12 protein-coding genes and 1 pseudogene are annotated in these 12,123 nt (G+C 70.8%); 12 read left to right on the top strand and 1 reads right to left on the bottom strand.

Going from position 1 to position 12,123, the window contains the following annotated elements; all coding sequences use genetic code 11:
* The first annotated feature begins 5 nt into the window (after positions 1-5).
* The 12 genes and pseudogenes from hpt (at position 6) to lysS (ending at position 11,006) form a co-directional block, all read left to right on the top strand.
* Entirely contained in the window at positions 6-557 is a 552-nt protein-coding gene (gene hpt, locus RKD05_RS04325; protein ID WP_022879726.1) for a hypoxanthine phosphoribosyltransferase, read from the top strand.
* A 149-nt stretch (positions 558-706) separates the two neighbouring features.
* A complete protein-coding gene (gene ftsH, locus RKD05_RS04320; protein ID WP_424708259.1) occupies positions 707-2,713 on the top strand; it encodes an ATP-dependent zinc metalloprotease FtsH in 2,007 nt (668 codons plus the stop codon).
* Between the two features lie 6 nt (positions 2,714-2,719).
* Positions 2,720-3,310 (top strand): GTP cyclohydrolase I, encoded by a 591-nt coding sequence (gene folE, locus RKD05_RS04315; RefSeq protein WP_424708257.1) that lies wholly within the window; start codon positions 2,720-2,722, stop codon positions 3,308-3,310.
* On the top strand, positions 3,307-4,098 hold the full coding sequence (folP, locus tag RKD05_RS04310; protein ID WP_424708255.1) for a dihydropteroate synthase: 792 nt from the start codon (positions 3,307-3,309) through the stop codon (positions 4,096-4,098). Before folE ends, folP begins: the two co-directional genes overlap by 4 nt.
* On the top strand, positions 4,098-4,466 hold the full coding sequence (folB, locus tag RKD05_RS04305; protein ID WP_424708253.1) for a dihydroneopterin aldolase: 369 nt from the start codon (positions 4,098-4,100) through the stop codon (positions 4,464-4,466). The genes folP and folB overlap by 1 nt, the downstream gene beginning before the upstream one ends.
* Positions 4,463-5,092, top strand: a complete 630-nt coding sequence (gene folK / locus RKD05_RS04300; protein WP_424708252.1) for a 2-amino-4-hydroxy-6-hydroxymethyldihydropteridine diphosphokinase — start codon at positions 4,463-4,465, stop codon at positions 5,090-5,092. The genes folB and folK overlap by 4 nt, the downstream gene beginning before the upstream one ends.
* Complete coding sequence (locus RKD05_RS04295) at positions 5,089-5,583, top strand: DUF3180 domain-containing protein (RefSeq protein ID WP_424708251.1); 495 nt, start codon at positions 5,089-5,091, stop codon at positions 5,581-5,583. The genes folK and RKD05_RS04295 overlap by 4 nt, the downstream gene beginning before the upstream one ends.
* A complete protein-coding gene (locus RKD05_RS04290) occupies positions 5,528-6,124 on the top strand; it encodes a PH domain-containing protein (protein ID WP_424708250.1) in 597 nt (198 codons plus the stop codon). Before RKD05_RS04295 ends, RKD05_RS04290 begins: the two co-directional genes overlap by 56 nt.
* A complete protein-coding gene (locus tag RKD05_RS04285) occupies positions 6,121-7,836 on the top strand; it encodes a PH domain-containing protein (RefSeq protein WP_424708248.1) in 1,716 nt (571 codons plus the stop codon). Before RKD05_RS04290 ends, RKD05_RS04285 begins: the two co-directional genes overlap by 4 nt.
* Positions 7,833-8,565 (top strand): annotated as a pseudogene (locus tag RKD05_RS04280) (DUF2520 domain-containing protein). Before RKD05_RS04285 ends, RKD05_RS04280 begins: the two are co-directional and overlap by 4 nt.
* Positions 8,562-9,416 (top strand): pantoate--beta-alanine ligase, encoded by an 855-nt coding sequence (gene panC / locus RKD05_RS04275; RefSeq protein ID WP_424708247.1) that lies wholly within the window; start codon positions 8,562-8,564, stop codon positions 9,414-9,416. Before RKD05_RS04280 ends, panC begins: the two are co-directional and overlap by 4 nt.
* Before the next feature lie 72 nt (positions 9,417-9,488).
* Positions 9,489-11,006, top strand: coding sequence for a lysine--tRNA ligase (gene lysS / locus RKD05_RS04270; RefSeq protein WP_424708245.1), 1,518 nt, complete (start codon positions 9,489-9,491; stop codon positions 11,004-11,006).
* Here the strand turns inward: lysS and RKD05_RS04265 are convergent.
* Entirely contained in the window at positions 10,957-12,114 is a 1,158-nt protein-coding gene (locus RKD05_RS04265; RefSeq protein ID WP_424708243.1) for a DUF4192 family protein, read from the bottom strand. The two genes, lysS and RKD05_RS04265, sit on opposite strands and share 50 nt — an antisense overlap.
* Between the last annotated feature and the right edge of the window lie 9 nt (positions 12,115-12,123).

The following is a 12,123-nucleotide window of genomic DNA, read 5'->3' as shown; positions in this document are numbered from 1 at the left end:
TCAGGATGCGCGCGGCCGACATCTCCGACGACATCAGCGAAGTCCTCCTCACCGAGGAGCAGATCCACGGCAAACTCGCCGAACTCGCCGCGCAGGTCGCGGAAGATTACGCCGGGCGCGACGTCGTGCTCGTCGGCGTGCTGAAGGGCGCGGTCATGGTGATGGCCGACTTCGCCCGTCACCTGCCGATCCACATCACGATGGACTGGATGGCGGTCTCCTCGTACGGCGCGAGCACGCGCTCGAGCGGTGTCGTGCAGATCCGCAAGGACCTCGACACCGACATCACGGGCAAGGACGTCCTGATCGTCGAGGACATCATCGACTCGGGCCTGACCCTCAGCTGGCTGCTGGAGAACTTCGCTTCGCGCGGCGCCGCGTCGGTCGAGGTCCTCGCGCTGCTGCGAAAGCCGGACGCGATGAAGGTCGAGGTCGAGTGCCGCTACGTCGGGTTCGACATCCCCAACGACTTCGTCATCGGCTACGGGCTCGACTACGCCGAGAAGTACCGCAACCTGCGCGACGTCGCCGTGCTCGCGCCGCACGTCTACTCCTGACGGCGGTCGGGATGCCGCGCGCGGGGGCGTGGCATCCATGGTCCCGGTACGCCCACGACGAACGCACAGTCTCGGCATAGCCGTCGGGCGTTACCCTGTTTGAACCGCTTTTTCCCGAGCGGATCACGAAAGGGCTGGGCTCGCCCACCATGGATTTCAAGAAGATCACGCGCAATCCGATCATCTACGTTCTGCTGGTCGGTCTGCTTCTGGTCATCGGTTTCTCGCTCATCACGAACCTCAGCGGCGCGCGCCAGATCTCCACTCAGGAGGGCCTCCAGCTGCTCAAGGGCAACACGGTGGCATCCGCGACGACCAATGACACCGATCAGCGCGTGGATCTGAAGCTCTCCCAGCCGTACGAGGGCGCCGACAGCGTGCAGTTCTACTACGGCGGCGCGCGCGCGTCGGAGGTCGCGACCGCGATCGACAACGCCGCCCCGAAGGACGGCTTCAACGACGTGGTCCCGCGCCCGGGCTGGTTCGACGGGTTCATCTCGCTCATGCTGCCGCTCGTGCTGCTCGGGCTGCTGTTCTGGTGGCTCCTCTCCAGCGCCCAGGGCGGTGGAAGCAAGGTCATGCAGTTCGGGAAGTCGCGGGCGAAGCTCGTCACGAAGGAGACGCCGACCGTTACCTTCCAGGACGTCGCGGGCTCCGACGAGGCGATCGAAGAGCTCGGCGAGATCAAGGACTTCCTGAAGGACCCGAAGAAGTTCGAGGAGGTCGGCGCGCGCATCCCCAAGGGCGTGCTGCTGTACGGCCCTCCCGGAACGGGTAAGACCCTGCTCGCCCGCGCCGTCGCCGGCGAAGCGGGCGTGCCCTTCTACTCGATCTCCGGTTCGGACTTCGTCGAGATGTTCGTCGGTGTCGGCGCGAGCCGCGTGCGTGACCTGTTCAACCAGGCCAAGGAGAACTCGCCCGCGATCATCTTCATCGACGAGATCGACGCGGTCGGTCGCCACCGCGGCGCCGGCATGGGCGGCGGGCACGACGAGCGCGAGCAGACGCTGAACCAGATGCTCGTCGAGATGGACGGCTTCGACCCCAAGGTCAACGTCATCGTCATCGCCGCGACCAACCGTCCCGACATCCTCGACCCCGCGCTCCTCCGTCCGGGTCGTTTCGACCGGCAGATCGGCGTCGACGCCCCCGACCTCAAGGGCCGCCAGCGCATCCTCGAGGTGCACGGCCGCGGCAAGCCGCTGTCGGACTCCGTCGACCTCGAGGTCGTGGCGCGCAAGACGCCCGGCTTCACCGGTGCCGACCTCGCGAACGTCCTGAACGAGGCCGCTCTCCTGACGGCGCGCTCCAACGCTCAGCTCATCGACAACCGCGCCCTCGACGAAGCGATCGACCGCGTCATCGCCGGTCCGCAGCGCCGCACGCGCGTGATGAAGGACAAGGAGAAGCTCATCACGGCCTACCACGAGGGCGGTCACGCTCTCGCGGCGGCGGCGATGAACCACACCGACCCCGTCACCAAGGTCACGATCCTCCCGCGCGGCAAGGCGCTGGGGTACACGATGGTGCTGCCGCTCGACGACAAGTACTCCGTGACCCGCAACGAGCTGCAGGACCAGCTGACGTACGCCATGGGCGGCCGCGTCGCGGAGGAGATCGTCTTCCACGACCCCACCACCGGCGCCTCGAACGACATCGAGAAGGCGACCAGCATCGCCCGCAAGATGGTCACCGAGTACGGCATGACCAACGAGGTCGGCCCGGTCAAGCTCGGCTCGTCGTCGGGTGAGGTCTTCATGGGCCGCGACATGGGTCACGGCCGCGACTTCTCGGAGCGCATCGCCGAGCGCGTCGACGCCCAGGTCCGCGGGCTCATCGAGCAGGCGCACAACGAGGCCTACCAGGTGATCAACGACAACCGCGAGGTGCTCGACCGCCTCGCGCTGGCCCTCCTCGAGAAGGAGACGCTCGACCACCTGGAGCTGGCCGAGATCTTCAAGGACGTCAAGCGTCTGCCCCCGCGCCCGCAGTGGCTCTCGTCGGGCGACCGCCCGGTGTCGAGCCTGCCGCCGGTCGAGGTGCCTCGTCGCCAGGCGCCCTCGGGTGTCGCCGCGTCCATCGAGGCCGACGCTCAGCCCGCGACCCAGCCGCAGCGCCAGCGGCCGAGCGGACAGACGCGTCCGGCCACCGCCTAAGGCGCCGTGGCCGTCGACCGGGAGCGCGTGTCGGCGCTCGTACGCGAGCTGCTCGAGGCGATCGGGGAGAACCCCGATCGCCCGGGCCTCCGGCAGACTCCGGCGCGCGTGGCGGATTCCTGGACCGAGTTCTTCGGGGGAGTGGGGCAGGATGCCACGGCCCCGCTGCAGCACACGATCTCGGTGAGTCGTGGGCCGGCGCCGGACACGCTGCCCTCCGGGGCGGTGATGCTGCGTGACATCGCGTTTCGTTCGATGTGCGAGCACCATCTGCTGCCGTTCCGCGGCCGGGCGCACGTCGCGTATCTGCCGGGTGAACGGGTCGTGGGACTCGGGGCACTGCCGCGCGTGATCGACATCCTTGCGGCCCGCCCGCAGGTGCAGGAGCGTCTCGGGGAACAGGTCGCGGACGCGATCGCCGGCGCCCTCGACGCGCGCGGCGTGCTCGTGATCCTGGATGCCGAGCACGAGTGCGTCACGATGCGCGGTGGCCGTCAGCCCGACGCGTCGACCGTCACGATCGCCGCGCGAGGGGTGTACACCGACCCGGTCGCCCGCGCCGAGCTCGTCGCGCTGATCGGGCGGGACCGCCCGTGACGCTCGTGATGGGCATCCTCAACGTCACCCCTGATTCCTTCAGCGACGGCGGGCGTTTCCTCGACCCCGACGTCGCGATCGCGCACGGCCGCTCCCTCGCGGCCCAGGGGGCCGACCTGCTGGACGTCGGCGGCGAATCGACGCGGCCCGGCGCGGACCGCGTCGCACCGCGGATCGAGCAGCAGCGCGTGCTCCCGGTCGTGGAGGTGCTGGCATCCGAGGGGCTGTTCGTCAGCATCGACACGATGAACGCCGCGACGGCGCGGGCCGCCGTGGCGGCGGGGGCGCGTCTGGTCAACGACGTGTCCGGCGGGCTCGCGGATGCCGAGATGCTGGCGGCGGTCGCCGAGTCCGGCGCGGACATCGCGCTGGGACACTGGCGCGGGCCGTCGTCCGAGATGTACGCGCGCGCCGAATACGACGACGTGGTGGCCGAGGTGCTCGCCGAGCTGGGGGAGCGGGTCGACGCGGCCGAGGCGGCCGGCATCCCGCGATCCCGCATCGTCGTGGATCCCGGCATCGGCTTCGGCAAGCGGGGCGACCAGAACTGGGAGGTGCTGCGCGCGCTGTCACGGCTGGCGGGGTTCGGTTGTCGCGTCCTGGTGGGCACGAGCCGCAAGCGTTTCCTCGCGGATGCGATCGGCGCGGATGCCGACCTCGCCCGCCGCGACCTCGCGACCGCCGTCACCAGCGTCCTGGCCGATCGGGCCGGTGCGTGGGCCGTGCGCGTCCACGACGTTCCGACCACTCGCGACGCCCTCGCCGTCGCCCGCGCCTGGGAGGCCTGATGGACTTCGCCGACGAGATCACGCTGACGGGGGTGCGCGCCTTCGGCTTCCACGGCGTGTACGCCGATGAGAAGCGCGAGGGGCAGGAGTTCGTCGTCGACGCGACGCTGCAGCTGTCGCTGCGCCCGGCGGCCGAGTCGGATGACGTCGTGGACACCGTGCACTACGGCGAGCTCGCCGAACGCATCGTGGCGCACGTCGAGAACGACCCCGTCGATCTCCTCGAGACCCTCGCGCAGCGGATCGCCGACGACGTGCTGTCCGACGAGCGGGTGATGCTCGTCACGGTGACCGTGCACAAGCCGCAGGCGCCGATCACGGTGCCGTTCGGCGACGTGTCGGTGACGATCCGGAGGGGCCGCGCGTGAGCGTTCGTCTGGCCCACGGCATCGGCGACCCGCCCGCCGATCATCCGGTCGCGGCGGTCGTCGCGCTGGGCGCCAACCTCGGCTCCCGCGCCGAGACGCTCGCCGCCGCCGTGGAGGAGCTCCGGCTCCTGCCGCTGACCACCGACGTGCGCGTGTCGGCGCCGATCGAGACGGTGGCCGTGACGCTCGCCGGTGAGGACGCGGACGCACCGCGGTACCTCAACGCCGTGGCTCTGCTGCAGACGCGGCTCGCTCCGACGACCCTGCTGCGCGAGCTGCACCGCATCGAGGCCGAGCACGGCCGCGTGCGGCGCGAGAAGTGGGGCGATCGCACGCTCGACCTCGACCTGATCACCTACGGTGACGAGCGCATCGACGACGAGCGGCTGACGGTTCCGCATCCGCGCGCCCACGAGCGCGAGTTCGTGCTCGCTCCGTGGGTGGCGATCGACCCGGATGCCGTGATCCCCGGCCGCGGTCGCGTGGACGCGCTGCTGGCGGGTGTGCGCGGCGGTGCGGGGCAGGACGCACGGTCGGGCGGCGGTGCGGGGCAGGGCGCTCGGCCCGTCGGCGGCGCGGGGCAGGACGCTCCGTCGGTCGACGCCGAGGGGAAGGACACGCCGTGAAGCGGACAGGGGCGACGATCCTCCTCGTCGCGGCGCTCGTGGGTCTCGTCGTCGGGTTCCTCGTCGACACCGTGCTCACGTCGACGGGTCGTCCCACCTTCGTGCCGGCGACGAGTCTGCCGACGATTCTCGTCCTTCTGGGCGCGGTCGTCGTGGCGTTCGCCGTGCCGATCTTCCGGGCGTCGCGGGGCCGCAGCGGTCGGCGCATCGACCCGTTCCGGGCCTTGCGGATCGCGATGTTGGCGAAGGCCTCCTCTCTCGTGGGTGCTGCAGCGACCGGCTTCGCGCTGGGGCTTCTCGCTTTCGTCTTCACACGTCCCTTCACTCCGTCGTTAGGCTCATTGGGGTCGATCATCGCGACGGCCGTGTGTGGTGCCCTCCTCGTCGTCGCGGGTCTCGTGGCCGAGCAGCTGTGCACCATCCGGAAGGACGACGATGACGAACACCCCGGATCTTCCGGAGCGCACCCCGACGCCGGTTCCCCCGCCTGAGTCCACGGCATCCGTTCTCGACGACGCGACGTATTCGCGGATCCTCGAGCCGCGCGGCCCGGGGCGGCTGCCCCTCGGGGACGGCACATGGCACCAGCTCGCCCGCGCGTACGTGAGGGTGCAGCTGATCTCGCAGGGTGCCCTGTTCGTGCTGGCGCTGGCCGCCGCCATCGTCGTCCAGGTTCTCAGCGGGGTCTTCTGGCAGTGGATCCCCGTCGGCGTGGTCCTGCTCATCACGGCGATCACGATGATCATCACGCCACGGCAGGCGCGCGCGTTCGGATACCAACTGCGGCGCGATGACCTCGTGTTCCGTCGGGGGATCCTGTGGCAGCGCGTCGTCGCCGTGCCGTACGGCCGCATGCAGTTGGTCGACATCACGCACGGTCCGCTCGACCGCGGCTTCGGGATCGCGCAGCTCAAGCTCGTCACGGCGGCCGCCTCCTCGGGCATCACCATCCCGGGCTTGACGCAGTCCGCCGCGGAGCAGTTGCGCGACACCCTCATCGACGTCGCCGAGACCCGCCGGACCGGGCTGTGACCGATCCGTCGCGCGCGGGCGGGGCGCTGCCCGGGGACGGTGCGCCGGGCTGGTCGGTTCCGGGGGCCGCGGGGCCGGACGCCGGGGTGTCCGGGGCCGCGCTACCGGGCGACGCCGTCCCCGGTGCCGCGGTGCCCGGCGATGCTCCGTCCACTCACGAGGGCGCGCCTCCCCGGGCGCTCGTGCGGTCGCCGCTGAGCGACGGTGAGTGGCAGCGTCTGCACCCCCTCACGCCACTGCTGCGGGGTGGGCTGTTCCTCGTCGTGATGATCGGTGTGATCGTCGCGAACCTGCGCGAGCGGTTGATCGAGCTGTTCCTGCCCGCCGTGACGGACCTGCCGCCCGGTGTCGTCCCACCCGACCCGGTGGACTTCATCCTGGCCCATAACCTGATCCTGATCGCTGGGGGTGGGGCGCTCGCGGTGCTCATCGTGCTCCTCGTGATCTTCCGGCTGTCGTGGCGGTTCCACACGTTCCGCATCAGCGACGACGACGTCGAGGTGAGGTCGGGAGTCCTCTTCCGCACGCATCGTCGGGCCCCGCTCGACCGCGTCCAGGGGGTCAACCTGACGCGGCCGCTGGTGGCTCGTCTCCTCGGACTCGCGAAGCTCGAGGTGGTCGGCGCCGGTCTCGACTCCAACGTGAAGCTCGAGTACCTGTCGGCGCCTGCGGCCGAGACGGTCCGGGGCGACATCCTGCGGTTGGCATCCGGTCGTCGCCTGGCGGAGCGCGGCGCAGCTGCGGTCGCGTCCGGGTCTCCGGTCCAGCAGGCGGCCGGTGCGGTCGCCGCCGGCATCCAGGGCATCGTCGACGGTGAGGACTTCTCCGACGCCGAACCCGAGAGCATCGTGCGGATCCCGTTCGGACGTCTCGTCGCGTCGCGGGTGCTGAGCGGCTCCACGTTGACGCTCGTGGCGTTGATCGCCGTGATCGTCGTCGCGGCCTCGTTCTCGACGCTCTGGGTGCTGTTCACGATGGTTCCTGCCTTCCTGGCCTTCGGGGCCTACTACGTGCGCTCGATCGCGCGGGGGCTGCGGTACGCGATCGCCCCGAGCCCCGACGGGGTACGGCTCACGTCCGGTCTGTTCACGACGGTGAGCGAGGTTCTGCCCCCGGGTCGTGTCCACGCGATCGAGGTGCACCAGCCCCTGATGTGGCGCCCGTTCGGGTGGTGGAGCATCTCGGTCAACAGGCTGACGGGGCACAGCCGCGGGTCGTCGGACTCGAACGCGGATCCGTTCGCCACAGTGCTCCCCATCGGGACGCGCGAGGACGTCGAGCGCGTGCTGGGGATCCTCGTCCCCGCCCTCCCCGCAGACGAATGGACGTACGTGTTCCGCCAAGGCATCCTGGGTCCGGTGGACGACGATCCCTACGTGAGCACACCTCGCCGGGTCTGGCTGCTGCGGCCCCTTTCGTGGCGGCGCAACGGCGCCGTCGTCTCGGCGGACGCGATCTTCCTCCGCCGAGGTTGGGCGCACCGCACCCTCACCGTCATCCCCTTGGCGCGGCTGCAGTCCATCGGGCTGCGGCAGGGGCCGCTCGCCCGAGCGACCCGCACGGCGACGCTCGCCGCGCACGTGATCCCCGGCACGGTTCGGACCTCGGTCGGGGCTCTCGATCGGGATGCCGCGCTCGCGCTGTTCGACGACACCGCCCGCGCCACGGTCGCGGCGGCGGCGGGCGACCGGAGCCACCGGTGGGCCGGATGAGCGGCGGACGCGACGGTCGGCTCGGTGTCGGCATCATCGGTGCGGGGCGCGTAGGGCCGGTGATCGGGGCCGCCCTCGCGGGCGCGGGCCACGCCCTGACCGGCATCACGTCGGGATCGGACGACGACCGCGTGGAGGCGATCCTTCCCGCTCTCCCGGTGCTGTCGTCGGAGGAGGTCGTGCGCCGCAGCGAACTCGTCGTGGTGGCGGTGCCGCACGACCAGCTCCCGGGGCTCGTGGCCGGGCTCGCTGATATCGGCGCGTGGCAGCCCGGGCAGCTCGTGCTGCACACTGACCCGGCATACGGCGTCGGGGTGCTGGCGCCGGCACTCCAGCGCGGGGCGATCCCGCTCGCCATCCATCCGGCGATCGTGTTCACCGGGGCGTCGTCCATCGACCTCCGCCAGCTCTCGCAGGCGTACGCGGCGGTCACGGCCCCCGCTCCCGTTTTGCCCATCGCCCAGGCGCTCGCGGTCGAACTCGGGTGCGAACCGGTGGTGATCGCCGAGGCCGACCGTCCCGCGTACGCCGAGGCGGTGGCGACGGCGACACAGTTCTCTCGGTCGATCGTTCGCCAGTCGGCCAAACTCCTCGCCGGCGTCGGCGTGGAGAACACCCGGGGCGTACCTTTCGGCGCTCGTGCGCTCCAGCGTCGACCAGGCGCTGGCGGAGGGGACGGGGTCGACCGGCGCGGACGGCATCCCGCCGGACGCTACGATCGACGGATGATCCGCACCATCTCGGATCTGCGCACCCGACTGGCCGAGGCCAGAGGCGCAGATCGCCCGGGCGGTGCTGCGCGCGTCGCTCTCGTCTCGACGCTCGGGGCCCTCCACGACGGACACGTCGACCTCATCCGCACCGCGCGTGAGCGGGCCGACCTCGTGGTGGTGTCGACGTTCGTCAACCCGCTGCGGTTCCGCACGGCGGAGGAGACCGCGGCCTACCCCCGCACCCCCGACGCGGACGCCGATCTGCTGGACGAGCTCGGCATCGATCTCGTGTTCGCGCCGACAGCGGGGGAGTTCCTCCCTGCCGGGACGGCGACCACGCGCGTTTCCGCGGGCGACCTGGGGTTGCGCTACGAGGGACGCACGCGGCCGTTCTACTTCGACGGGGTCCTCACGGTCGAGGCGAAGCTGTTCCACCTCATCCGCCCGGACGTCGCGGTCTATGGCGAGCGCGACCTGCAGCGGGAGTTCCTGGTGCGGCGCATGATCCGCGACCTCGACTTCGGGATCGAGACGGCACTGGTGCCGACCGTGCGCGCGGAGGACGGGCTTCCGATCTCCAGTCGCGTGGGTCTGCTGGAACCGGCGGATCGTCGCGCTGCCGCGAAGCTCCCGGTCGCCCTGGAGGCCGCGGCATCCAATGCCGATCTGGGTGTGGACTCCTGCATCGCCGCCGCGCAGTCCTCGCTGATGGGGGAGCCGCGCATCGGTCTGGAGTACCTCTCGGTGGTCGATCCGGAGACCTTCCTCCCCGTCGACGACGGGCACCGCGGGCGAGCCATCGCGCTCATCGCCGCGACGGTCGGTGGCCACCGGTTCATCGACAACGCGGAGATCTCGCTGCGCTGAGCGGATCCCCGCTCCGGGAAAACGCCCGGCGCCTCGCGGATAAACTCGACGAGACCCCGAGGAGCCTTCACGATGACCGACGCGCCCGCGAACGACGCCGAACCGACCGAAGACGACGTCTTCGAGCAGAAGGCGGTCCGACTCGCCAAGCGGGAACGCCTGCTCGCCGAGCGTGCGGATGCCGCGGGCGGCCCGTACCCGGTCGCCGTGCCGGTCACTGACACGATCCCCGCGCTGCGCGAGCGATACGGCGACCTCGAGGCCGGCGCCGAGACGGGTGTGACCGCGGGTGTCGCGGGGCGCGTCGTGTTCAGCCGGAACACCGGGAAGCTGTGCTTCGCGTCGCTGCAGTCCGGCGACGGCAGCCGCATCCAGGCGATGGTGTCGCTCGCGAACGTGGGCGAGGAGTCCCTGCAGGCGTGGAAGGAGCTCGTCGATCTCGGCGACCACGTGTTCGTCTCCGGCGAGGTGATCTCGAGCCGCCGCGGCGAGCTGTCGATCATGGTCTCGGAGTGGGAGATCGCCGCCAAGGCCGTCCTCCCCCTTCCCAACCTGTACTCGGAGCTCAGCGAGGAGAGCCGCGTCCGCAGCCGCTTCCTCGACCTCATCGTTCGGGATCGTGCCCGCGAAACGGTGCTCGCGCGCGCCAAGGTCAATGCGAGCCTGCGCCGCACGTTCGCCGAGCGCTCGTTCGTGGAGGTCGAGACTCCGATGCTGCAGGTGCAGCACGGTGGTGCCAGCGCCCGCCCGTTCATCACCCACTCGAACGCCTTCGACGCCGACCTCTACCTGCGCATCGCGCCGGAGCTGTTCCTCAAGCGTGCGGTCGTGGGCGGTATCGATCGGGTCTTCGAGATCAACCGCAACTTCCGCAACGAGGGAGCGGACTCGACACACAGCCCCGAGTTCGCGATGCTCGAGGCCTATCAGGCGTACACCGACTACAACGGCATCGCCGACCTCACCCAGACCCTCATCCAGGACGCGGCCGTCGCCGTCGCGGGTTCCACGACCGTGACGTGGGCCGACGGCACCGAGTACGACCTCGGCGGCGAGTGGGACCGCATCTCGATGTACGACTCGCTCTCCGACGCGGCGGGGCGGGCCATCACCCCCGAGACGACGCTCGACGAACTGCGTGCTCTCGGCGCCGAGGCGGGCGTCGACGCGCCCGCTCATGAGACGCACGGCAAGTGGGTCGAGGAGCTGTGGGAGCACTTCGTCAAGGGCGGACTGACCCGTCCCACGTTCGTCATGGACTTCCCCCTCGACACCAGCCCGCTCGTACGTGAGCATCGCTCGATCGCCGGCGTCGTGGAGAAGTGGGACCTGTACGTGCGCGGCTTCGAGCTCGCCACGGGGTACTCCGAGCTGGTCGACCCCGTCATCCAGCGCGAGCGCTTCACCGAGCAGGCGAAGCTCGCGGCCCGCGGTGACGACGAGGCGATGTCCATCGACGAGGAGTTCCTCCGCGCGCTCGAGCACGGCATGCCGCCCACCGGCGGTATGGGGATGGGGATCGACCGCCTGCTGATGGCCATCACCGGGCTCGGGATCCGTGAGACGATCCTGTTCCCGCTGGTGAAGTAGCCGCGGGGCGTTCGAACACCCACTCGGGCAGACGCCCGTGACCCACGAGCGTGCGCACGATCCCGGCGAGGCCGTGCTCGGCGTCGATCGCCAGGGCCTGGTCGGCGTATGCCCCCGCGTGCGTCGATCGACCACCGGCCCATGCGAGCCACGCGCACGCGGCGAGCGGACCGGGACGCTCCGCGCGCGGGCTCGCCGCGGCGACCTGACGGCAGGCCTCGAGCGCGCGGAGAAGCCGCGTCGGTTCGGGCCGCGCACCCTCGCCGCACATCGGGCGGGCGAGGTCAGCGGGGAACGCGCGCCCCTCCGCGAAGGCGAACTGTGCGCGGTAGGTGGCGTCGCCGGTCGCGAGGTCGCCGACCCATTGCATCAGGGCGACGTCTCGGAGCGCGGGCCTCTGGAGGCAGAACGACATCGCGGCCAGCTGCTGGACGTCGAGCGGGGAGTCGGAGGCCACGGCGGCCTCGAATACGGCCGGGGGATCGCCGAGGACATCGATGAGCTTCGCGGCGTCGCTGCGATGGCGTCCGGATAGTCGCTTCGCCGCGCGCGAACGCGAGAGGAGATGCTCGACGTCGGTCAGGAGACGTGCCACGGTTTCGACAGACGCCCGCGCGATCTCCGGGAGCGCCACCGCGGAGAGCTGGTCGCCGTCCACCGCGGGCAGATCGTCGCGCGCCTCGATGTCCGCGAGCGGGAGCGGGCCGTTCTCTGCGGGCGTCAGGTAGCTGTCCCACCCGTCGGCGCCGACGACGAGTGCGTCCGTCACGCGGAGGCCGCAGATGTCGGCCCGCGACCGAACGGCATCGACGAGCTGACGGTGCGGCAGGTCTTCGGCATCCGTGAGACGGCGATCGGAGTAGACGACGGCGGCAATGGCATCCGCTCGCGAGATCTTGCACGCCATCCCGATGACGGTGGAGGCCACGCTGTCGACGTCGACGTCGGCGCCGACCGCCGGGTCGGGCAGATCGACGCGCAGTGCTCCGATCGAACGCCCATCGGCGAACGCGACGAGGGCGAGACTCCGGTGCGGCGTGCACTCGAGCAGGTGGGGGACGAGGGCGAGGAATTCGGCCGAGGATCCGGCGCGGACGATCGTTGACATGCCCATGAG

Origin of the sequence: Microbacterium sp. SLBN-111 (assembly GCF_049739645.1) — a bacterium.
Classification (GTDB): domain Bacteria; phylum Actinomycetota; class Actinomycetes; order Actinomycetales; family Microbacteriaceae; genus Microbacterium.
Note: the sequence above shows the minus strand (reverse complement) of the source record. Positions and strands in the feature narration are given on the sequence as shown.